The sequence below is a fragment of the Allomuricauda sp. NFXS6 genome (genome assembly GCF_040148835.1).
In the GTDB taxonomy this organism is placed as follows: Bacteria; Bacteroidota; Bacteroidia; order Flavobacteriales; family Flavobacteriaceae; genus Flagellimonas.
The window spans coordinates 16,125-37,754 of the sequence record NZ_JAGEMG010000001.1; the positions used below are offsets into that span (position 1 = coordinate 16,125).

Here is a 21,630-nt window from a genome sequence, read left to right on the forward strand (position 1 = left end):
ATTGAATGCAATAAAAACAAAAAGCACTGATAATCATACAATTAACAGTGCTTTATTTTAACCTAAATAGTGGTTGGTCGGGATGACTGGAAGAAAGCTATTTAATCAACTTACTAACAATCAACACCTTATACTGTATTCCAAAACTGATTAACCGAACTCTAAACTGTACTCAAAACAATACATTCAGTGGCAAAACTTATGGATGTTTTACACCTCAAACTTAGGCATTTTTTTGATAAGTAACGATTAATGATTCAATGTATCTTATAGGTAAATCAATTTCTTCTTACTATGAAAAAGCTTGTCATATTGCTTTCAATGACCTTCTTAAGAATCAATCAGTCTTGTGATAGCGCAGATGGAGATATTGACTTTGAAGGTAACAACCTTTTGAATTTCAGTTCATCAATGCAGGATTGTTGGGAGAAATCATCGAGAAAAAGGATTTGGAGTTTAACGAATTCATTGAGTTTTCATATGACAATCAATTCATATCACACGAGAATTTATCGATAGCACTAACTATTCCCGTATTTGCATCAAAGAATCTCATCCTGAACAGTTTTATTTATTCTAAAATAAATTAAAAAATTCTTTAAGACACTATCACGAAGCATTTAATATCAAAAAATTCAAAGTGTATGGACGAGATAATTGAACATTCAAAATTTGGAGCAAGAAAAGAGGACAAGCAAGTAGTAGTTATTACAGGTAGCAGCGGCCTAATTGGTTCTTCGTTGATACAACGATTATCCAAAAATTACAGAGTGGTCGGTCTGGACAGAGTAGGCCCTCCTTACCCTCCCCTACAGGCTGAATGCGTTAATTTCGACATTACTGACGAAAAAGCCATAAATGCCGCAATGGAACGCATTCGATATGGATATGGCAACAAGATTGCCTCCGTTATACACTTGGCCGCCTACTACGATTTTGGAGAAAAGGACAATCCGAAGTATCACGAAATCAATGTAAAGGGCACCAAAAAGTTTCTGCAACAATTACAAGACTTTGACGTCGAACAATTTTTGTTCTCAAGTTCCAATCTTATTTACAAACCTACCGAACCTGGAGTTAAAATCAATGAAGATTGTCCTGTTGAGGCCAATTGGGGCTACCCTGAATCCAAAGTACTAACAGAGGACCTCATCAAAAAAAACAATGACGATATCAATGCTGTTTTCCTACGAATTGCTGGAATTTATACGGATGATGGTCATTCCATACCCATCACACAACAAATCAAACGTATTTATGAAAAAGAATTGCTCAGTCATTTCTATTCTGGAGATGTAGACCACGGTGATGTTTTTGTCCATTTGGAAGACGTGGTCGATGCTATAGAAAAGGCTGTGGACAATCGTAAAGAAATACCCAATGAAACCGCTTTAAATATTGGTGAGCCCACTTCGCCCACCTATCAAGAAATACAGGATGCCGTAGGCAATCTATTACACGGAAAAGATTGGGAAACCTATGAAGTGCCCAAATCTTTAGCTAAGGCTGGTGCATGGGCCCGCGATCTTGTAAGTGACCCTTTTATTAAACCATGGATGATCGATAGGGCCGGCACCCATTACGAACTCGATATTTGGCGAGCAAAGGATTGTTTGGGCTGGGAACCAAAACACAGGGTTATGGACACCCTGCCCAAGATGATTGAAGACCTTAAGGCAGACCCTGAGGCATGGTATAAAAAAAATAATCTCGACTAAACCATGGTAAACCGCACGGAACACATACCGCCAGGTTGGGATTACAATCCTGCGACATGGTCGCAACGTATTCCCATTGTCATCCTGGCATTTATAGGATTTGCAATAGCAACATATCTTTCATTCTACCAATTGGATTATATAGATACCGTTTGGGAACCCTTTTTTGGGGAAGGCAGTGTAACGATTTTGAATTCAAAGATTTCACATTTGTTACCGATACCGGATGCAGCCCTTGGTGCTTTTGGATATTTGGTAGATGCCGTGGCCGGTATAATAGGTGGCACATCCCGTTGGCGAAAGATGCCTTGGATTGTCATCGTGTTTGGTTTGGCCGTTGGACCTCTAGGGTTCATAAGTGTGATGCTGGTGGTCTTTCAACCGGTCCTTTTTTCGGCCTGGTGCACCCTTTGTCTTGCCTCGGCCGTAATCTCCATTGCCATGATCGGACCTGCAATGGACGAGATGTTGGCCAGTCTGCAATACATTCAACGGGCAAAAAAATCAGGAGCCTCGACTTGGAAAGTATTTTGGGGCGTACAACCCGAAGTAGAAAAAGTAAAATAACGTAACCAATATCCGTATGATGTGGACAAAATTTATAAATATCGTTTTAGGTCTATGGCTGATGACAGCACCTGCAATTTTGGGGTATGGTTCTGCCGCAGGGAATAACGGGCATATAATAGGCCCCATTATCGTTACTTTTTCCACTATTTCCCTTTGGGAAGCAACAAGTACCGTACAAAAATGGAACTATCCATTTGCGATTTGGCTGCTTTTGGCCCCATGGGTATTGGGCTATAACCTGTCCATTGCCATCGTAATGGATATGGTCGCCGGGGCCATGGTATTCGCTTTATCAACTGTAACCTCTAAAAAGAAAAATCGTTATGGAGGAGGGTGGTCCTCGCTTTGGCAAAAAAATCCCGACCATATGAAGAATCCAATGGAATAATCAAAAGCAATGTTCAACACAAATACATGGAATACACAAAAATTAAGTTGGTTTTACGCCATCATTATTGCTCTATTGGTCGCTTGTGCCTCCTTAATGCTGATTTATCATCAAATTATTGAAGTTTTTGACCTTCGTATCGTCTATGTTATCTTCATTTTACTGGGTATTTTGGGATTCTCCACCAATTTGGCGAGACATTCCAAAGAAGCCATTTCTTTTATCAAGGCATTCAAACTCTGTTTTAGAACAGGAACATTTATGTTTACCATATTGTTCACCATCGTCATTGTAACTGTTATCGTTGCCCCAAACATCGATGTGATGAAACAAGGTGGATTGGTCAGCAAGGAATCTAGTCGAGTAGGTTTTTTCTTTTCAATGGTCATTGAGATTTTTGCCACTATTTTGATAAGCTCTTTTGTCGCTGCCTTTATTCCCGGGATGATTCAAAAGAGTAAATAATATCTGCTTTACGAAGCTAGTTTTTCTTTAAAATTATTGATGGTGCCACCTTTCATCAATAAATCTATCTGCCGCTTGCTCAGTTTATGACTGAGTGCAACTTCTCTATGGTCATTCTTGTTTTTCACCAATGCCCGTATAGAGTTGCCCTCCGCTATATCCCTTTTTAAATTTTTAAAGCTAATTATTGCGCCTTGTTCCAGCACATCATAATCATCTGGGTTATTAAACTCCAAGGGTAGAATGCCAAAATTCACCAGGTTCTGCCACGCAATCCGGGCATAATCCTTTGCAATGACCGCGACTTGACCCAAGTATTTAGGTGCGATTGCTGCATGCTCCCTACTGCTTCCCTGTGCATAATTCTCACCGGCCACTACAATGTGCCCTCCGTATTTTTCCTTAGCGTTCAGCGCGCTTTTATAAAATGTTTCATCAATGACCGAGTATGAAAATTTACTGATTTCGGGAATATTGCTACGAAAGGGAAGTACCTCTGCACCTGCCTTCATAATCTCATCCGTGGAAATATTATCTCCCATTTTTAAGAGTATGGGCACTTCATATTCCGATTTTAATCCCTCCATATTGGGAAGGGATTTAATATTAGGGCCTTTTTTCAGCTTTATCTCTGTTTTATGCTTAGGGGGCGGCACCAACATATCTTTATTGATTATTTCTAATTCAGGAGCTTTAAATGTTGGGTATCCCATACCGTAAATATTCACAATTTTTCTTGGATCTGTAATTTCACCTGTTAAGGCAGAAGCCGCAGCAGTTTCAGGGCTGCACAGATATACTTGATCGTCCTTAGTGCCAGATCGGTCCGGAAAATTACGGGGCATGGTGCGTAAACTTATGGAGTTGCTCGCTGGAGCTTGCCCCATTCCTATACAACCCATGCATCCAGATTGATGAAAGCGTGCCCCTGCCTTTATCAAGTTTGCAAAGGCTCTGTTTTCAATCATATTCTGAATAATCTGTCGGGAGGTCGGGTTTATATCAAACGACACTTCTGGGTGTATTGCCTTATCCTTGACAATGGCTCCTGCCATCCAAAAATCACGCAATCCCGGGTTGGCCGAAGAACCAATCACTACCTGACCTATCTTTTTTCCCTCGACTTCTGTAACGGGTACCACATTTCCTGGACTTGTGGGCAAAGCGATCAAAGGGACAAGGGTATCCAAAACAATTTCATCTTCTAAATCGTAGGCACAATCATTGTCTGGAAGGATTTCCATCCAATCCTGTTCACGACCTTGAGATTTCAAAAAACGTTTTGTTTTTTCATCACTGGGAAAAACCGTGGTGGTCGCTCCCAGTTCAGCACCCATATTAGCTATGACATGGCGATCCATGGCACTTAAATATTTTAATCCTTCGCCGTGGTATTCAATTATTTTACCCACTCCACCCTTTACATCGTATCTACGGAGCATTTCGAGCACAATGTCTTTGGCACTGACCCAATCTGGCAGTTTTCCTGTTAACTTAACCCCCATTATCTTGGGCATTTTCACATAATAAGGCTGTCCGGCAATAGCAGTGGCCACATCGAGCCCGCCGGTTCCTATGGCCAACATTCCCAATGATCCCGCGGCACAACTATGGCTGTCCGAGCCCACTAGGGTCTTTCCCGGAATGCCAAAGCGTTCCATGTGTACAGGATGGCTTACGCCATTACCGGGCCTGCTGTACCATAGTCCGAATTTTTGGGCGGCAGAATGCAAAAAAAGATGGTCATCTGCATTTTTATAATCGGTTTGCAACAAATTGTGATCCACATATTGCACCGCCACTTCAGTCTTTGCCCTATCGAGTCCCATCGCTTCCAGCTCCAATTGAACCAAGGTCCCTGTAGCATCTTGAAGCAGGGCCTGATCTATGGTAATGCCAATTTCAGTTCCATGTTTCATTTCTCCCTTCACCAAATGGGATTGTATCAATTTTTGGGTGACGTTCAATGGTTTCATGATGCTAATAGGTTTTATAAAAAACAGTTTCAACCCATTGAATTATAAAAGTTTTCGTGGGCTTCCCTTTAAAATACAAATAATATGATGGAAAAGCCATGCTTTTGGAGCAAACAATTTATAGGTTTCAAAACCTAACCTATAAATACAAGGTGAGTTTTCATCAAAGAATTCCTGTAAGCAACACTTCTACAGATTTTTTTATGTTTTAAGCAAAAACTTGAAGCATTAAAGTCAATGATCATTATTGACAATCATTATGTTCAAAAGAAACTTCACTTAAGTATAGTGAATAACAAAGTGAACAATGGATAAAATAAAGTTTCTTTTCAAAAAATCCATCGAACAGATTCTAAAGAATTTGGGGAAACACGATGAATACAATTGCCGTTTACCTGGAGGTGGGTTATTGCATATTGAAAGTGGCCTACCGTATTTGATTGTTTACCGTAAGAAAACCAAAGATGTAGGAACAAAAGAAATCGTGCTCAGCGAGGCGTGCTATCTGGTCATAGGTCGGAAAGACTTTAAAGGATATCAAAACCTAATATTTGCATTGGCCGACCATTTTTCCACAAAATACGAATCTTATTTGCTGTTTGAGCTCTTTTCGGGCCCAGAAAACAGTACAAATTTTTCTATGAAAGGCCCGGCTGAACTACTACCAAAAACACTTAAAGTTTTGGAAAATGGCCTGCAACAAATCAACCTGATAGTTCCTAATATTCAGATAGGAACAAGAATGGAAAATACCAACTCAAGACATCCTGATGGACGGAGACCGCTATTAAGCATTGAAAAAACCAAACAATGTGGTGCCCTGCTTTTAGGGCTTGAAGTACCACCTATATACCGTGATGTCAAAAATCGGTTATATCCAGTTTTCTTTAGGGAATTCCATAATTTTTTAACCAAGGCAATGCAGCAAGCCATTTATGACTTTATACGGATACAGACCGTTTGTGGCGTTACGAGTTACAATGCTCTTGGCCAGCGATATCCCAAAGAAAAAGTTTTTGAAATTGACAGAAAACTATCGGACATTGAAAACTCCTATCAGTTTTTGTGGTTGGTATCCCCTTCGAACATACATAATATTAAAAATACATTTTTTGACAGCGGTTTTGAGACCATACTTGATTATCACTATCGTTTGTTGCCCATAGACCCCGATTTATTGAAAAGAAAACTTTATGAGCTTAGGATTGAAAAAATTGAAGACCCTACCCTATCCTACATTTTTCGTCAGAAACGGGAAGAACTCGATCATCAAATTTCTATGCTCAACGAGCGGGGCACTGCCAATTTCTTTTACAACAGCATTCGCCTGCATCATGGTATTGAACGTGAACTAAAAGAAGAAGCCGAGAATTTATTAAAACATCTTCCGGAAACCAACTCAGAGGACAATGAGGATTCCAGAATGGACACACAGGAGTTTGCTGCATTGGCACAAAAAGAAATTGATTTTCTAAAGAAACAGGATAATAGCTTTACATGTAAAATTCATATCCGCAAGGATTTAAACATTATGATGGTTTCTCAAGGCGACCTCTACATTCCAGCGGATTATAATGTCAAAAGGTATGAAGCTGAGGCTTTGATACAACATGAAGTGGGAATCCATGCCCTGACCTATTTCAATGGCAACCAGCAACCCTTTAAACAATTGAGCGTTGGATTGGCAGATTATGACCCGATGCAAGAAGGCCTAGCGGTTTTTTTTGAGTATATGGCAGATGGTCTAAGCACAAACCGCTTGCGAACATTGGCCGGGAGGGTTATAGCTGGCTGGGCCAGGTTGAATGGTAAAGATTTCAAAAAGATTTTTGAACTGCTAGTTAAAGAATATGGCTTCAGCAAAACACGGGGCTTCAATATCACCTCAAGAATTATGCAGGGCGGCGGTCTTCTCAAGGACATCATCTATTTAAAAGGACTTTTGAAATTGATGCATTACCTAAAAAATGGTGGTAAAATAGAGCCCTTGCTCTCTGGAAAATTCGGTTTCCATCATATCGAAACCATACAACAATTGACCGAACGAAACATACTGAAACCGCCAGTGTTGAAACCTAGATATCTTCTTGACTTGAATTTTGAGGCCAAAGTAGAAACAATAAGACAGGGTTTACCTGTTTACAATATGGTATGCGACAGTATTCCTAAAGAAACTCAAATTGCAAACAAATGAGAATATGTTTTGTCTTAAATAAAGTGGCCACAGAGGCCAATGGTACGTCCATAGCATTGATGACCAAAGCCCATGAAATGGGTCATAATGTCAGTGCTACAGGGGTCGGTGGCTTTAACCTTGACTATGCGGGCACCATAACCATTGATGTCACAGCAGTAAAAAAAGGAAAGGAAATCAAGAAGCCGGAGCAATACCTCGAAGCCTTAAAAAGTAAACAGGCCCTACAAAAAAGAATAGAGGCCAGTTCTTTGGACGTCCTGTTTATAAGGAATAACCCGACGGAAGAACGCGCTGGAAGAGAATGGGCCGAACACTCCGGAATTGCATTTGGTCGAATGGTACAGCAACTCGGAGTGCTCGTACTCAATGATGCATATGCCCTTTCAAACGCATTCATTGATAAACTTTATTTTGAGGAGTTGCCCAAGAGCATCAAACCCGCCTCCATTATTACCCGGAACAAAGAGGATATATTAGCCTTTTGGAAAGAAAACAATAAGAAAATGGTGTTGAAACCCTTAGAAGGTTCGGGAGGGCAAAACGTATACTTGATTGATGAAAACCAGAAAAATCTCAACCAGATTATATCCACCTTAACCGCGGAAGGATATATCATAGCACAAGAATATCTTCCCGAAGTAAAGCACGGCGATGTTCGCGTGCTACTCATGAACGGTAAAATATTAGAGCAAGATGGTAAGCAGGCCATTATTCGACGTGTAAGTGGCAAAGGAGAGTTTAGAAGCAATTTTTCCCTTGGAGCCACTGCGGACAACAGTAAACTAACCGGTGCCATGCAGCACATTGTGGACATAACAGCTCCAAAATTGATCAATGATGGACTCTTTTTTGTGGGTCTGGATATTGTAAAGGACAAACTGATAGAGATCAACGTACTGAGTCCTGGTGGTTTAGCCAAGTTCAACAAAATAGGTCTACCGGATTTTACGCAAACCGTAATCCGGGCAATAGAACGAAAATTGGAGTTTAAAAAAATGCATGGCAACCATATTTCAAACAAGACTTTAGCAACTATGCAATAATATAAACTATGGAAAAGGAAGTATCCAGGATAATCGGTGAATATAATTCTGGAACACCTGGCCCCCTATTATTTGTAACAGCAGGTGTTCACGGCAATGAACCCAGTGGGGTAATTGCCTTGCAGAAAGTATTTCGTGAATTACAACAGAATAAACCAAAAATCAAGGGTACCGTGGTGGGTGTCTCGGGAAACCGCGAAGCACTTAAGAAAAATGTCCGATTTATCGACGAGGACCTGAATCGTATTTGGACCCAAGAGAAATTGGACAAAGAAATCCCTGAATCGTCCGAACAGATAGAAATGGGGCGTATTATCGGTGCATTGAACCGGTACCCCAAAAGGCATTATTATAAGCAATACTTTTTGGATTGCCACACCACGTCCTCAGAGAGTCTGCCCTATATATCGGTACAAGAAGTAAATGACAATGACCAATGGGCAAGTCGTTTTCCAACCTACATCGTAAGAGGTTTCAGTGATTTGATCACTGGCGATATTGATCATTATTTAAGTCGCCACGGCCTTACCGGTTTTGTTTTTGAGGGCGGACAACACGAAAGCGAAACCGCTGTTGAAAATCACGAAGGCATAATATGGTTGGCCCTCAAGAAAGCTTTGGACCTTGACTTACATTCCATTTCGTGTTATCCCGAATGCGTTAAAAACTTTACGAAAAAAAACGCTCCCCAACCAAAAACCTTCGAAATCGTGTATCGCCACAGTCTTCAAGATGAGGATGATTTTAAAATGGAACCTGGATTCAAAAACTTCAGCAAAATTGAAGAAAAACAATTGCTGGCCCTGCACAATGGAAAAGAAATTCGAAGTGACCGGGATGGTTATATTTTTCTGCCTCTCTATCAATCCAAGGGAAATGACGGTTTTTTTATTATAGAAGAAGCAAAAGCGCATTGAGCAACTATAGACAGTAAGCAATATTTAATGGTTAAACCCAAAAATGTTGAAAACACGTTAAATGACTAGACTACAGCCAAGAACATACTGGGGAAAATTTAAAGATAAAATCAGGTCGCTCTTTTCGGGTGATTTATCTTCGGGTGTGCTTATGGTACTTGCTGTAATAGCAGCCTTGGTAATTGCTAACGCAGGTTGGGCTTCAGAATATCATGAATTTTGGGAACAACAATTGAACATCCAACTAAACAACACCAACTTGGAAATTACTTTTCATGAAATAGTAAATGATGGTCTTATGGCCATTTTCTTTTTTATGATTGGACTGGAAATAAAACGGGAACTTATCGCAGGTGAACTTTCTAAACCCAGAAAGGCATTGTTGCCCATTTTATGTGCAATTGGAGGACTCATTTTCCCAGCGTTGATTTATTTCTCACTCAACTTTGGGAAAGACACTATGCCTGGCTGGGGAATTCCCATGGCAACCGATATCGTGTTTGCTTTGGTATTGTTGACCTTGGTAGGAAACAAAAAAGTCCCTTCCAGTTTAAAAATATTTATAACAGCCCTTGCTGTTATCGATGATCTCTGCGCTGTGCTGATCATTGCTTTTTTCTATACCGATCAAATTGTTTTTGACAGTCTATTATGGGGTTTCATATCTTTTTTTGTGCTGCTGATAGCTAATAGAATCGGTCTGCGAAATCCTTTATTTTATGGCGTAGTGGGTCTTTTGGGCATTTGGACAGGTTTTTTCCTTTCAGGCGTGCACGCCACCATTGCCGGGGTAATTACAGCCGCTGCCATTCCAGCAAAAGTGGGAATGAACGAAAAACAGTTCACCAACAATATCAGAAACCTTATCGACACTTTTGACAACACACGATCATTGGATACCGTATTTATACAAAAAGAGCAGCTTGAGTTGGTGCATATTATTCAAAAGGCCATACGTAAAACAGTTCCTCCTTTGCAGACTATTGAAAAGGTATTACAGCCCTTCGTGAATTTTGTTGTACTCCCCTTATTTGCCTTTGCCAATACAGGCCTGGTTATTAAGGCTGAAAATATGGGCCAATTGTGGCAACCGCTATCTCTTGGTATTATTTTAGGTCTGGTTGTAGGGAAATTTTTGGGCATATCTTTAATTGCCCGATTAGCCGTTGCCGCCAAAATCGCCAAACTACCACAAAAAGTGAAATGGCCACAATTATATGGAGCAGCAGCCTTTGCCGGTATAGGGTTTACCATGTCCATATTTATTGGGGGGCTGGCCTTTGATAATGAAGCATATGTTTATCAGTCCAAGTTGGCAATTTTATTGGCATTTGTTTTGGCTGTTCTATTAGGTAGCGTGATTTTTCGCTTTTTTGTGAAATCAGAAAATGGACAAAATGTATCAACAGCATGAAAATAGTTGCACTGGTTTTGAACAATTATTCAAATTTATCAGACTGTTGCATTTTTTTGCTCTTCTATACCGTTTAGAAGCTTTTTAAATGGAGTATTGAATTTGTCGATGCCCTCTTCCACAAGATTATGCGCAATTTGCTTCATTTGAATACCTGATTCTTCTATTTTTTCCAATCTCTTTGAGGCCTTATCCATATCATTCTTCAAACTATCCGTAGCCTTTCCATGGTCCCGAAATGCATTGAGCGTTTCCATGGGAAGGGTGTTAACGGTGTCCTCTCCTATCAAAGCCTCCACATATTTCACATCGCTATAGGATGGGTCTTTTGTACTGGTACTGGCCCACAGTACTCGTTGCGGTTTGGCGCCTTTAGCTTCTAATTTTTTGAATCTTTCGCTAGAAAATACTTCTTCATAGATCGTGTAGGCTTTCTTCGCAGATGCTATGGCCGCTTCGCCTTTGATATCATGCAATCCTTTCTCTTCCAGCAGAGGGTCTACCATAACATCGATACGGCTAAGGAAAAAACTTGCCACGGAACGCACTTCATCAGTGGGTTGGCCGGCATTAAATCTTTCTTCCAGCCCATCGATATAAGCTTCTGCAACTTTTCTGTATCTATCCAAGCCAAAAAGCAATGTAACATTTACGTTTATTCCTTCGGAGATACATTGATGTATTGCTGGAAGCCCCTCCAACGTCCCCGGAATTTTGATCATCACGTTCTTGCGGTCCACTTTTTTCCAAAGTTCCCTGGCTTGTTCAATAGTGCCGCCTGTATCACGGGCCAGGTGCGGGGAGACTTCTAGACTAACAAAGCCGTCATCTCCTTTGGACTCATCATAGACCGGCCTGAAGATATCCGCTGCTTGCTGTATATCCGCAATTGCAATCTCAAAAAATATATCTTCATTGTCCATTCCCTTTTTTGAAAATTTTGCGATGTCCCCATCATAATCAGAACTGTTGCTGATTGCCTTTTCAAAAATGGCAGGGTTTGAGGTAAGGCCGCGTAAGCCATCCTCCTCTATAAGCTTTTTCAATGTACCGGAATCCATTAGGTTGCGGTCCAGTAAATCCAGCCAAATACTTTGGCCGTGTCTGCGTATTTCTCTTAAGTTGTTCATATCATTTTATTCTTTGTTTGTTCTACATTCTTTTTAAGAAAGCAGCGCCTTTGCTTTTTCAACTATATGCTCTACAGTGAAACCATATTCTTCCATAAGCTCTGCACCAGGAGCCGATTCTCCAAATCTGTCAACACCGATTACAGTGCCTTCATCTGTTACATACTTGCACCACCCCATTGGTGAGCCCGCTTCAACGGCCAATCGTTTTCTTATGGTCTTGGGCAATACTTTTTCTTTATAATCATCCTCCTGTTTTTCGAAAAGTTCCCAAGAGGGCATGCTCACGACCTGTGCGGCAATGTTCTGTTCTTTTAGTTTTTCTTGGGTGGCAATCACCAATTGTACTTCTGAACCCGTACCAATGAGAATAATTTCAGGTTCGTCATCAGCTTCGGAAAGTATATAAGCTCCTTTTTCCAGGGCATCGGCTTTCACATATTTTTCCTGATCAATTATGGGAAGTCCCTGTCGTGTTAAAACAATTGCAACTGGCCCTTCGGAATGTTGGATGGCCACACGCCATGCATGTGCGGTTTCATTGGCATCTGCTGGACGAATAACCATTAAATTGGGCACAGACCTGAGGCCTATCAATTGCTCCACGGGCTGATGTGTTGTACCATCTTCGCCCAGGCCAATACTATCGTGCGTGTAAACTAAAATTGGGCGAGTTTTCATGATGGCTGCCAGACGTATCGGAGGTCTCATATAATCTGAGAATATAAAGAAAGTAGCACCGTATGGAATTAAATAATTGTTCAATGCCATTCCGTTTAAAATAGCTCCCATGGCATGCTCCCTAACCCCAAAGTGAAAATTACGGCCCTCTCTAGTGTTTGCTGAAAATGATTCATAATCTTCCAACTCCGTAGCGTTGGAAGGTGCCAAGTCGGCTGAGCCTCCTATTAAATTGGGTAGATACGCTGCGATAGCGTTCAAAGTTTTTCCAGAGGCTTTACGCGTCGCCATTTTCTCCCCTGGGGTAAACACCGGTAGTTCTTCCTCCCAGCCGTCGGGTAGGTTTCCGTTGGTCAATTGTTCATATTCCTTAGCGAGTTCGGGATATTGCTCTTTATAATTTTCAAATAGTTGGTTCCACTCCTCTTCTTTTTTAACGCCTTTTTTACCTGCATCACGATACAGGTTCAATACCTCTTCATCTACGTCAAATTTTGAATCCGAATCAAAACCAAAGTTTTGTTTAACAAGCTTTACTTCATCTTCACCCAAAGGAGAACCATGAGCTTCTCCGGTATCCTGTTTGTTGGGACTACCATAGGCAATATGCGTTCTCACCTTGATAAGAGAAGGGCGATCGGTTTCTTCTTTAGCCTGATTTATAGCTTTGGAAAGGGCTTTTACATCGTTGCCATCATCCAGTTCTTGCACATGCCAACCATAGGAATCAAAGCGTTTGGCCGTATCATCCGTAAAGGTGATGTCGGTATCTCCTTCTATGGAGATATGGTTGTCATCGTATAAATAGATAATGTTGCCTAACTTTAAATGCCCGGCTAAGGAAGCAGCCTCGGCACTGATTCCCTCCATAAGATCACCATCACTGCAAATGGCGTATATCTTATAATCAAATAAATTAAATTGAGGTTTGTTGAAGCGTGCAGCCATGTATTTCTGTGCTATGGCAAAACCGACACCATTGGCAAAACCTTGACCCAATGGCCCTGTGGTGACTTCCACTCCCTTTAATAAATGTTTTTCCGGATGCCCTGCGGTTTTGCTGTGAAGCTGCCTAAAGTCTTTAATATCATCCATGCTAATATCATATCCGGTCAAATACAGAAAATTGTATTGCAGGATACATGCATGCCCTGCAGATAAAATAAATCTATCCCTATTGGCCCAATCTGGGTTTTCAGGATTGTAGTTCATGGCTTCCATCCAAAGCACATGCCCCATGGGCGCAAGCGCCATGGCTGTTCCCGGGTGCCCCGATTCGGCTTTCTGTACGGCATCTATTGCTAATATTCTTACAGTATCTATTGCTTTTTGCTCTATGCTTTCCAAGGTTTCGTTCATACTCAAGGGTTTTAGGTTTGTTTGCATTATAGCTTTATACCTTAGAAAATACGGATTGTTCAAAAATTGGATTGATGGTATCGATACAAAAATTGGTTCAAATAGTTAAGAATGCATGCAATGAAAAGGGCATCCTTATAGTTTTAGAACCAAAAATTAAATCGAAAAGGGCAAAGAATCCCCATGTTGATGTATACGTTTAAAGAGATTAATGAGTGAAGCAATCTTTCAAGATTCAATACTAATTCTCTTAAAAAACACAGAACTATGAAACAATCTTATCTTCCCTATTGGTATGGCATTGGTATAGCTGCTGCCGCCATCGCATTTTTTATATTGTTATCACTTTTTGATTTGCACACGAATCCTTTTTACAGCGCAGCAAACATTATATTCTTTGGAGCTGGATTGTTTTTGTTAGGATTAAAATGCAAGAATACTGCCAATGGTGATTTTAAATATCAATATGGATTCTTGGCCATGTTCAAGGCCGGAGTTTTTGCAACTCTCATCATTTCATCTGTTTTTCTCTTGTACATAACAGAACTTAATACAAGTTTTTTAGCAGAGATGCTTACCGTTTGGAAGAAAGATTACAATATTACGCCCAATATCGTAGTCTTTGGATTGGTACTGATGGGGCTTTCTACCAGTTTGGTGTTCTCTTTAATCCATATGCAACTATTTAAAAAATCTCAGAATACCGAAAAAGGTAAAAAACATACGTTATAAAACCACCTGGCACCGGAGCCATGTTCGATTGTTTTTTTCGATACCATCAATTTAAACTTCATTTAAGTCAACCTTTGTTCCATCCATATTTTAGATTATTGATTCAATGGATATTAACATTAAAACTTTTATACTATGAAATTGAAAGATAAGAAAATAGCCATATTGGCCACGGATGGATTTGAACAATCTGAACTTTTTGAACCTTTGGAAGCACTCAAGAATGAGGGGGCAACAGTTGATATTGTTTCCAATAAAGAAAGAGAGATTACAGCTTGGAACAAAATGGATTGGGGCAAGAGCATTGAAGTGGATACAACTGTCGATTCTGCCCATGTATTGCATTATGATGCCTTGGTATTGCCTGGTGGATTAATAAACCCTGATATTTTACGAATTCATACAATTGCCGTTAATTTTGTAAAAGCATTTTTTGAAAGACATAAACCCGTCGCTGCAATTTGCCATGCTCCATGGCTTCTAATAAATGCTGATGTTATTGATGGACGAAAAGTTACTTCCTACAAAAGCATAAAAAAAGATGTTATTAATGCAGGCGGGCTATGGGAAGATAAAGAAGTGGTTGTGGACAACGGCTTGGTAACAAGTCGAAACCCTGATGATTTACCTGCATTTTGCAGTAAAATTATAGAAGAAGTTTTAGAGGGAAAACACGAGGGACAACACGCGTAACATCTTCACCTGATTATATAAACTCAAAGAGGGGCGGCCAATTCAATGGTCGCCCCTCTTTGAGTTATTGCATTACAACATATTTCAAGTACAATTTAATGCATAGGGCTTAACTTGGTTCCGTCCATACTAAGATTCTTCAGTTACTATCTTATCATCCTTTGCACCAAGTTTTTTCAAATCTTCAACCACGCTTTCAATCATTTTTGGTGGGCCGCAAACATAAAAATATTGTAAGAAGTCCGATACGGTATCCTTTAAGTACTTCTCATCAATATGACCATGGGCGTACTTCTCCGCATCCTCCTTGGATAAGATGTTTAGGAAATTACTTCCGAGCAGACTACTAAACCAATCCTCAAGAAAAATATCCTTTACCGTCTTGTTGGCAAATATCAGGGTGTTATTGCTCATTTTACTTTGCTCCTCTAACGACTTGAAAATGGCAATAAAAGGAGTCACTCCTGCACCTCCTGCCAAAAATATCCCGTTGCCCTTGAACTTGATTGCACCAAAAACATCTCCTACAACAAGTTCATCACCAACATCTAGTTCGGTAAGCTTCGCTGTTACGCCATCATGTTCCGGATATACCTTAATCGTAAATTCCAACACATCTTCTGTTGGCAAGTTTGTAAAGGTAAACGGTCTTTTTTCATCCTTCCAATTCTCTTGGTTGATGGATATCTCGGTAGCTTGACCAGGCTCAAAGTTGTAATCATTTGGTTTTTCGGTAACAATTCTCAAAACATTGTAATTGATCAATTCAATGGATTTGATTTTTACGGTATGCGATTTCATCTATTCTTTTTTACATTCATAAAACTGATAAAAGTATCCGAACAAGCTGCTTTGTTTTGATATCTACTATCTCTAGAGGGGCAAAGTGTGACGCACGTAAAAAAACAGAACTAGTTCGGAACTTTCAACTTTAAATAAATTAAGCATTGGTAAATCGATAGGTTAATCAGATACATACAATTGTTGACTCGATTGAGCAGAAATTAAGCAAACGAAACACTCTTTAAAATACATTATGAGTGTGAAGAGGCATCGATTAACTCATTTCAGTCAATCTTAATTTTTATTGCAACAATCTAAAGCTTTTTCATTGTTATATTATGGTTGTCTATGAATTACAGCAGTGAAGTTGGCAAACTTCAACGAGCTTCAATACAAACTCAAAAACCGCTAGGAAAAATGGAAAAGAAAGGAAAAAAAGAACATTGGAAAGCCAAAGATAGTGCTCCAATGGAAACAAAACAGGAAAACGATATAGGTGTGGAAAATCGAACAACACACTCCACAAAGAATAGGTTTCCATGGCTCACCATCATTGCAGTGATAGTATTGATTTCTATTGTAGCCATTACCATACTTACAGGAGCCTAGGAATTTTATATGTGTTAGTGCTACTCCCCTTTGGACTTATTTCTTTCCCCCAACTTATCATCTATATAGCCGAAAATAATATTTATAACAACCACTAAAACGGTGAGAATAGTCAACTCTATCCACATGACCATAGCTGCCAAGCAACCTGCTCCTGCACTGCACCATAACGTAGCCGCAGTTGTAAGACCCTTTACCCGCTCCTCTTTCTCTTTTTGAAGAATTACACCTGCGCCCAAAAATCCTATTCCCGTAACAATTTGACTAAGAACCCTGGTAATATCGGTATACTCTTCGCCATAAAACCTCAAGGATATTAATACAAAAACAGCAGAACCTATCGCTACTAAAGTATTGGTTTTCAAGCCCGCCTCTTTACCTTTAAGTTCTCTTTCCAATCCTATTAAAAGCCCGGAAATGGTGGCTAAGCCCACTTTTAGGGCAAAATCCATTATTTGAGCTGAATCATTTGTGAATACTTCTGTCATAAATATCAAATTAAAGAACCACCTTTAAGTAGGAGTTGCTAAAAGCTACACTGTTCTGTTCTAACCCATTACCCCATAAAGTCTTAATCTTAACGCTATTCATTATTAAGTTCGGTGACCAGAAAAAATGAATATCCGTTCTAGAGCAATAAAAATATCAAATGGGGCAATCAAACCCGTGTTATTTTAAAACCTTTGACCTAAAGCAAAGAAAGAAGGTCTTTGCAGTAAATCAATATGATGATTATGCCAAATACCAGAATAAAAAACGAGGAACAATATGAAGCCCTACTTGATAAAGGGTACAGTAAAGAAAAAGCTGCCAGGATTGCCAATACACCAGATGCAGGAAAGAAAGGTGGAAAAGCAAGTCCATATGAGGAATGGACGAAAGAACAGCTCTATGACCAAGCCCAAAATGTGGGCATCGATGGTCGCTCCAAAATGGACAAAAAAGAACTTATCCAAGCCTTACGAAACAATTGAAGGAACCTATTCGGTTCATTTTCCTTATTTGCAAAACGGAACATAAAAAAAGAATACCGTAAGTCCAAAACAAATGTTTTTAAAAATAAAAAAAACAGAATATTCGCCAAAGGAAAAACCGGTACTGATTTGGGACGGTACATGCGGGTTTTGTAAATTTTGGATTATCCGCTTGCAAATTACCACCAAAGATAATATAGCCTATCTGCCTTATCAAGATGCTGCTGATAGATATAAGGATATTCCTGTAAAGGAATTTAAGAAAGCTTCTCGCTTGATTGAACCGAACGGTAAGGTTTTTAGTGGTCCCGATTCCTTTTACCGAAGTCTAAAATATACTAGCATAAAATCCCCTTGGCACAATTGGTACCAAAATAGCAAATGGTTTTCCAAGTCCAGCGACCATACCTATATCTTTATTGCTAAAAACAGGGCGTTGCTGTTCAAGTTAACGAAAGTCTGTTTTGGAAAAAACCCAACCAATTTAAAGCATTATTGGCTTATTTATCTCGCTATCCTTGTTTTTGTAGTAATCATTGCTTTACATACGTTGTCACAGCATTAATAATTTTTTCTTCCATACCAAAAAAATGTTTGAGGGCAAAGGCCCAAACCAATAGAATAATTCCTATAATAAATAATATGGTGTTTAAGCTAATCTCAAAACTGAACTGTTTATTACAAAACAATAATAACCCCAAATCCTTACCACAAACTTTTGCGCATGGATCCTATCGGGTTTTTGTAGTGTTCCGGTAGATAAGCGTAAAACAAAAACCCGAAAGGGCGCAACCTACTTTTTGGATTTCAATAACCCATGTCCTCACCTGTGCCCCTAGCTTTATCGATTCCCCTCCCAAGAGCCTTGATGATCTTGGCCGCTATTTGCATTTTATTGGTCGGTATACTGGGAGCTTTTACACCCATAGTCTTTAAAAGTTTAAAGGCCATGTCCTTTTCCTTTGTGGGCAGTCCCATTACCTTGGCAAAGAACTTCCCCGGTTCCTTGGCATGGGCCTTTCTCCCAACATAGGATTCCACATAGTTCCTTTTGAAGCCCGTTGTCCTGTCAAAAGTCTTCTCCGCTGCTTGGTAAAAATTGTCCCTATCAAATCCTCTCTTGACCATCTTTCCGTTCAGTTCCACTTCGGATGCCTTGTGCTTGGCCATGGGGGAAAGGGTATAGGTGTTCGTTACGTCCCTTCTGCTCACTATGATATGGATATGGGTCTGTGGCCCCTCTTTTTGCATTCCTGCGGCCACCAATTGTCCATTCTGTTTGTGTGGGGCCAATCTTGTTTGCTCTGCAATACTCTTTTCAAGCTCTTTGACGTTCCCTATGGATTCGCCACGCTCAACTTTTCGTATCTCGTTCCTGAGCCTTGCTATCTCCCCTCGGTAGGGTGCATTCTCCCGGACCTGTTTGTCAAATCCCCGATAGGTGCGTTCATGCTCAATCTTGGCATAGTATTTCAGGTTCTCGGCCTTGACCTCTTGGTTCCTATGGAAATTCTTGGCATAGTCCTCCATGAGTTTCCTTGTGTATTCCCTTAGCATATTTGGGTCATTGCCTATGGCCTTTAGTTCCCTTTGGTTGGGACTGACCACTATGGAATAGAATTTCGGGTCTTTCTGCCTCAATTTGGCCGTATTGGCATCTATTTCATCGATGACCGTTTGAGGGCTTACGCTGTCGTTTTCTTGGTCAAAGAATTCCTCCCTGTGTTCGGGTAATCTATCCTCGTTTTCCTTTTCCAGATAGTCCACATAGTTCCCCACACTGGAGTTGTAGGTACTGCCTATTTTCTGTGCTGAGACGGTAAGGTACATGGCTGTTATCTTAATTGGTATTTGAGGCTCTCAAAATCCCCAATGCCCATATTTATTTTTAAATAGGGTTTTCCCATCATCGGCTCTACCTTTTCAACGTTGTTAAGGATTTCATTGCAACGTTTTTTATATTCTTTGAATTCTTGCAGCATTCTATCATGCTCCACTTTTGGAACGGTATTCCTAGGCTCCAAAAAATCCATTCGCTCTTCCTGTATCTGGACGGGTTTCCGTCTCGGTTTCCTTCCATCCTTTACATAGGCCTCATAAAGTATCAACACCATTTCATAGGTGGGTCGGATACTGGTCTTTTCCATGTTCTTGATAATGGCAATAAGCCTATCGAATTTTTTCATCATCTGACGCTCCATCTTTTTGATACTGTCAAGGATGATCTTTGTCCCCTCTCCAAAAGGGTCGAGGTTGTTCTCCTTGAAGTATTGTATCATTCCGTCCAACACTTCGCTATGGGATTTGTTGAATTTTTTGGAATAAGTGCGAAAGCGTGTGGCCGTTTCCTTCTTTACGGTGATATTGGAATAACCACCGCTCCCTTTTTTTGTTCTATCATTTGTTGATTGCTTTTCCATAGGTATTTTTCATTTTTTCGTCAAATTGCGTCAATTTTTGCGTCAAAAATTTCCAGTGTTTACAGGGCTTCCCATAGGGTTTACTGTAGATTTCAAAAAAGTCTACTGTAGGTCCATATTTTCCACAGTATTCCAAAATCGATTCAATCAACTGGTTTTCAACGTTTTGAAGACCCGAAAATAACCGTGATGGCGCAATCTGCGCATCACCCTCTTGCTATTCCGAACAACTCCCATTCAGTCGTAGTTCTGAATACCCTTTTCAATCCCCGATTGCCTTTTTATGTTCCTTTTGGTTCATATGGTCAATCAGGTTCTGCATGTCCTCCCCTATCTTGTGTTCCAGTACCCTTGCATAGATCTGGGTAGTGGACAGTTTGGTATGGCCGAGCATTTTGGAAACGGTTTCTATCGGGACTCCATTGGAAAGGGTTACCGTTGTTGCAAAAGTGTGCCTGGCCGAATGAAAGGATATGGTTTTATAAATACCACAAGCCTTAGCAATTTCCTTTAGATATTTGTTTGTCTTTTGATTCGAGAGTACAGGTAGTATTTTAGTATCGGTCTCTGGACTGTCCCAATACTTTTCAATGATTTCTTTTGCTTTGGGCAATAGGGGCAGTTTTACACTTTCCGATGTCTTTTCCCTTTTGGTATAGATCCATTGGTTTCCATCTATGCCCAATACCAGTTGATTCTTTTCAAGTTCCCGGACATCGATATAGGATAGGCCTGTATAACAGGCAAAAAGGAAAGCATCCTTGACCTTTTCATATCCTGCTCCAGTGAAGTCCGTTTCTTCAATGAGCCTAAGTTCCCTTTCCGTTAGATAACTGCGTTCAGTTTTATGAAAGCGGAGCCTATAGTTAATGAAAGGGTCTTTGTCCAACCATTCCAACTTAACGCCCAGCCTGACCATTTTCATCAAACGCTCCAAGTGTTTCATAGCTCCATTATTGGTACATTTTTTTCCCTTTTGGAGTTGTGGGCCGTTCAATAGATAGTGTTCAAAATCGGTAATGAACTTATAGTTCAATTGTTTCAATCTGATGTCGGGTAGCTTGTATTTGGATTCCAAAAAACGAAGGAGATACTTTTTGGTCCCATAATAGTTCTTCATCGTTCCGGGGCGGAGTACACTCTTTTGTGTTTTGTTATGATACTCGATAAGTTCAAACAGGGTATTATGTTGCTCGTCCTGCCCTAGATAACGGGCCTTAATGGCCTGTGCCGTGATCACCTTTTCTTCCCGCAATAATACCTTGTGGGTGTCCATAATCTGGGCATATACCTCATCAAGGTAGCTGTTCAATAAACGGGCCTTGTGGGTCAGACCATGGAGCCTTCCCTTGTTTTCATCCCATTCATTCACCGAAACATATCGTTTCAGACTAATCTCAGCCCGTTTTCCATTGACGGTGATTCGGGCATAAATGGTCAGCTTTTGGGGATTATTTGAAATGTCCCGTGTGAAGAGAAGTACTTTTAAAGTGTTGGAATTGCGCATAATACATAACTTTTGGGTTTGACAAAACAGGTTTGCAAAACACCCATAAACAGC

General features: G+C 40.2%; 21 protein-coding genes. 13 read left to right on the plus strand and 8 right to left on the minus strand.

All coding sequences use genetic code 11. From position 1 onward, the window contains the following. Positions 1-644: 644 nt before the first annotated feature. The 4 genes from J4E06_RS00060 to J4E06_RS00075 are packed head-to-tail and all read left to right on the plus strand — an operon-like array spanning position 645 to position 3,141. Positions 645-1,718, plus strand: coding sequence for an NAD-dependent epimerase/dehydratase family protein (locus J4E06_RS00060; protein ID WP_349522004.1), 1,074 nt, complete (start codon positions 645-647; stop codon positions 1,716-1,718). A gap of 3 nt (positions 1,719-1,721) precedes the next feature. Next, on the plus strand, positions 1,722-2,285 hold the full coding sequence (locus J4E06_RS00065) for a vitamin K epoxide reductase family protein (protein WP_349522005.1): 564 nt from the start codon (positions 1,722-1,724) through the stop codon (positions 2,283-2,285). A gap of 16 nt (positions 2,286-2,301) precedes the next feature. After that, entirely contained in the window at positions 2,302-2,676 is a 375-nt protein-coding gene (locus J4E06_RS00070; protein ID WP_349522006.1) for an SPW repeat domain-containing protein, read from the plus strand. Between the two features lie 9 nt (positions 2,677-2,685). Next, the gene (locus tag J4E06_RS00075) at positions 2,686-3,141 is read left to right on the plus strand and encodes a hypothetical protein (protein WP_349522007.1); all 456 of its coding nucleotides are present in this window, start codon (positions 2,686-2,688) and stop codon (positions 3,139-3,141) included. Positions 3,142-3,149: 8 nt separating this feature from the next. On the opposite strand, the gene J4E06_RS00080 is transcribed toward J4E06_RS00075, so the two are convergent. Continuing rightward, a complete protein-coding gene (locus tag J4E06_RS00080; RefSeq protein ID WP_349522008.1) occupies positions 3,150-5,117 on the minus strand; it encodes an aconitate hydratase in 1,968 nt (655 codons plus the stop codon). Between the two features lie 307 nt (positions 5,118-5,424). Between J4E06_RS00080 and J4E06_RS00085 the strand changes: the two genes are divergently transcribed. From J4E06_RS00085 to nhaA, 4 genes are all read left to right on the plus strand, one after another. Continuing rightward, complete coding sequence (locus tag J4E06_RS00085; RefSeq protein ID WP_349522009.1) at positions 5,425-7,311, plus strand: peptidase MATCAP family protein; 1,887 nt, start codon at positions 5,425-5,427, stop codon at positions 7,309-7,311. Next, on the plus strand, positions 7,308-8,357 hold the full coding sequence (locus tag J4E06_RS00090; RefSeq protein ID WP_349522010.1) for a glutathione synthetase: 1,050 nt from the start codon (positions 7,308-7,310) through the stop codon (positions 8,355-8,357). Before J4E06_RS00085 ends, J4E06_RS00090 begins: the two co-directional genes overlap by 4 nt. 8 nt (positions 8,358-8,365) lie before the next feature. Next, complete coding sequence (locus tag J4E06_RS00095) at positions 8,366-9,274, plus strand: succinylglutamate desuccinylase/aspartoacylase domain-containing protein (RefSeq protein WP_349522011.1); 909 nt, start codon at positions 8,366-8,368, stop codon at positions 9,272-9,274. A gap of 61 nt (positions 9,275-9,335) precedes the next feature. Next, positions 9,336-10,688: a Na+/H+ antiporter NhaA gene (nhaA, locus tag J4E06_RS00100; RefSeq protein WP_349522012.1), complete on the plus strand. Its 1,353-nt coding sequence runs from the start codon at positions 9,336-9,338 to the stop codon at positions 10,686-10,688. 38 nt (positions 10,689-10,726) lie between these two features. Here nhaA and tal read toward each other — a convergent pair whose 3' ends face one another. Next, positions 10,727-11,818 carry a transaldolase gene (gene tal / locus J4E06_RS00105; RefSeq protein WP_349522013.1) on the minus strand — a complete coding sequence of 364 codons (1,092 nt, stop codon included), beginning with the start codon at positions 11,816-11,818 and terminating at the stop codon, positions 10,727-10,729. Between the two features lie 33 nt (positions 11,819-11,851). Continuing rightward, positions 11,852-13,858 (minus strand): transketolase, encoded by a 2,007-nt coding sequence (gene tkt, locus J4E06_RS00110; protein ID WP_349522014.1) that lies wholly within the window; start codon positions 13,856-13,858, stop codon positions 11,852-11,854. A gap of 267 nt (positions 13,859-14,125) precedes the next feature. On the opposite strand from tkt, the gene J4E06_RS00115 reads away from it, so the two are divergent. After that, complete coding sequence (locus J4E06_RS00115; RefSeq protein WP_349522015.1) at positions 14,126-14,590, plus strand: DUF4199 domain-containing protein; 465 nt, start codon at positions 14,126-14,128, stop codon at positions 14,588-14,590. A gap of 135 nt (positions 14,591-14,725) precedes the next feature. Next, positions 14,726-15,283, plus strand: coding sequence for a type 1 glutamine amidotransferase domain-containing protein (locus tag J4E06_RS00120; RefSeq protein ID WP_349522016.1), 558 nt, complete (start codon positions 14,726-14,728; stop codon positions 15,281-15,283). A 129-nt stretch (positions 15,284-15,412) separates the two neighbouring features. Here J4E06_RS00120 and J4E06_RS00125 read toward each other — a convergent pair whose 3' ends face one another. Further along, positions 15,413-16,084 (minus strand): ferredoxin reductase domain-containing protein, encoded by a 672-nt coding sequence (locus tag J4E06_RS00125; protein WP_349522017.1) that lies wholly within the window; start codon positions 16,082-16,084, stop codon positions 15,413-15,415. A gap of 399 nt (positions 16,085-16,483) precedes the next feature. On the opposite strand from J4E06_RS00125, the gene J4E06_RS00130 reads away from it, so the two are divergent. Next, on the plus strand, positions 16,484-16,675 hold the full coding sequence (locus tag J4E06_RS00130; RefSeq protein ID WP_349522018.1) for a hypothetical protein: 192 nt from the start codon (positions 16,484-16,486) through the stop codon (positions 16,673-16,675). A 20-nt stretch (positions 16,676-16,695) separates the two neighbouring features. Here J4E06_RS00130 and J4E06_RS00135 read toward each other — a convergent pair whose 3' ends face one another. Continuing rightward, a complete protein-coding gene (locus J4E06_RS00135) occupies positions 16,696-17,163 on the minus strand; it encodes an MgtC/SapB family protein (protein WP_349522019.1) in 468 nt (155 codons plus the stop codon). Positions 17,164-17,409: 246 nt separating this feature from the next. On the opposite strand from J4E06_RS00135, the gene J4E06_RS00140 reads away from it, so the two are divergent. Both J4E06_RS00140 and J4E06_RS00145 read left to right on the plus strand, forming a co-directional pair. Continuing rightward, positions 17,410-17,649, plus strand: a complete 240-nt coding sequence (locus J4E06_RS00140) for a DUF7218 family protein (RefSeq protein ID WP_349522020.1) — start codon at positions 17,410-17,412, stop codon at positions 17,647-17,649. Between the two features lie 73 nt (positions 17,650-17,722). Continuing rightward, positions 17,723-18,214, plus strand: coding sequence for a thiol-disulfide oxidoreductase DCC family protein (locus tag J4E06_RS00145; protein ID WP_349522021.1), 492 nt, complete (start codon positions 17,723-17,725; stop codon positions 18,212-18,214). Positions 18,215-18,456: 242 nt separating this feature from the next. On the opposite strand, the gene mobB is transcribed toward J4E06_RS00145, so the two are convergent. The 3 genes from mobB to J4E06_RS00160 all read right to left on the minus strand — a co-directional run bounded on the left by mobB (position 18,457) and on the right by J4E06_RS00160 (position 21,576). Next, positions 18,457-19,479: a MobB family relaxase gene (mobB, locus tag J4E06_RS00150; protein WP_349522022.1), complete on the minus strand. Its 1,023-nt coding sequence runs from the start codon at positions 19,477-19,479 to the stop codon at positions 18,457-18,459. Positions 19,480-19,484: 5 nt separating this feature from the next. Beyond that, positions 19,485-20,069 carry a BfmA/BtgA family mobilization protein gene (locus J4E06_RS00155; RefSeq protein WP_349522023.1) on the minus strand — a complete coding sequence of 195 codons (585 nt, stop codon included), beginning with the start codon at positions 20,067-20,069 and terminating at the stop codon, positions 19,485-19,487. Between the two features lie 262 nt (positions 20,070-20,331). Then, entirely contained in the window at positions 20,332-21,576 is a 1,245-nt protein-coding gene (locus J4E06_RS00160) for a site-specific integrase (RefSeq protein WP_349522024.1), read from the minus strand. Positions 21,577-21,630: the final 54 nt, after the last annotated feature.

What these genes read in the sequence shown, in the direction of transcription:
- J4E06_RS00115 (WP_349522015.1), top strand. Translation starts at nt 14,126, where the DNA reads ATGAAACAATCTTATCTTCCCTATTGGTATGGCATTGGTATAGCTGCT.
- J4E06_RS00140 (WP_349522020.1), top strand. Translation starts at nt 17,410, where the DNA reads ATGCCAAATACCAGAATAAAAAACGAGGAACAATATGAAGCCCTACTT.
- tkt (WP_349522014.1), bottom strand. Translation starts at nt 13,858, where the DNA reads ATGAACGAAACCTTGGAAAGCATAGAGCAAAAAGCAATAGATACTGTA.
- J4E06_RS00120 (WP_349522016.1), top strand. Translation starts at nt 14,726, where the DNA reads ATGAAATTGAAAGATAAGAAAATAGCCATATTGGCCACGGATGGATTT.
- J4E06_RS00080 (WP_349522008.1), bottom strand. Translation starts at nt 5,117, where the DNA reads ATGAAACCATTGAACGTCACCCAAAAATTGATACAATCCCATTTGGTG.
- J4E06_RS00090 (WP_349522010.1), top strand. Translation starts at nt 7,308, where the DNA reads ATGAGAATATGTTTTGTCTTAAATAAAGTGGCCACAGAGGCCAATGGT.
- J4E06_RS00070 (WP_349522006.1), top strand. Translation starts at nt 2,302, where the DNA reads ATGATGTGGACAAAATTTATAAATATCGTTTTAGGTCTATGGCTGATG.
- J4E06_RS00095 (WP_349522011.1), top strand. Translation starts at nt 8,366, where the DNA reads ATGGAAAAGGAAGTATCCAGGATAATCGGTGAATATAATTCTGGAACA.
- nhaA (WP_349522012.1), top strand. Translation starts at nt 9,336, where the DNA reads ATGACTAGACTACAGCCAAGAACATACTGGGGAAAATTTAAAGATAAA.
- J4E06_RS00060 (WP_349522004.1), top strand. Translation starts at nt 645, where the DNA reads ATGGACGAGATAATTGAACATTCAAAATTTGGAGCAAGAAAAGAGGAC.
- J4E06_RS00125 (WP_349522017.1), bottom strand. Translation starts at nt 16,084, where the DNA reads ATGAAATCGCATACCGTAAAAATCAAATCCATTGAATTGATCAATTAC.
- J4E06_RS00065 (WP_349522005.1), top strand. Translation starts at nt 1,722, where the DNA reads ATGGTAAACCGCACGGAACACATACCGCCAGGTTGGGATTACAATCCT.
- J4E06_RS00160 (WP_349522024.1), bottom strand. Translation starts at nt 21,576, where the DNA reads ATGCGCAATTCCAACACTTTAAAAGTACTTCTCTTCACACGGGACATT.
- J4E06_RS00085 (WP_349522009.1), top strand. Translation starts at nt 5,425, where the DNA reads ATGGATAAAATAAAGTTTCTTTTCAAAAAATCCATCGAACAGATTCTA.
- J4E06_RS00155 (WP_349522023.1), bottom strand. Translation starts at nt 20,069, where the DNA reads ATGGAAAAGCAATCAACAAATGATAGAACAAAAAAAGGGAGCGGTGGT.
- mobB (WP_349522022.1), bottom strand. Translation starts at nt 19,479, where the DNA reads ATGTACCTTACCGTCTCAGCACAGAAAATAGGCAGTACCTACAACTCC.
- J4E06_RS00075 (WP_349522007.1), top strand. Translation starts at nt 2,686, where the DNA reads ATGTTCAACACAAATACATGGAATACACAAAAATTAAGTTGGTTTTAC.
- J4E06_RS00145 (WP_349522021.1), top strand. Translation starts at nt 17,723, where the DNA reads ATGTTTTTAAAAATAAAAAAAACAGAATATTCGCCAAAGGAAAAACCG.
- J4E06_RS00130 (WP_349522018.1), top strand. Translation starts at nt 16,484, where the DNA reads ATGGAAAAGAAAGGAAAAAAAGAACATTGGAAAGCCAAAGATAGTGCT.
- J4E06_RS00135 (WP_349522019.1), bottom strand. Translation starts at nt 17,163, where the DNA reads ATGACAGAAGTATTCACAAATGATTCAGCTCAAATAATGGATTTTGCC.
- tal (WP_349522013.1), bottom strand. Translation starts at nt 11,818, where the DNA reads ATGAACAACTTAAGAGAAATACGCAGACACGGCCAAAGTATTTGGCTG.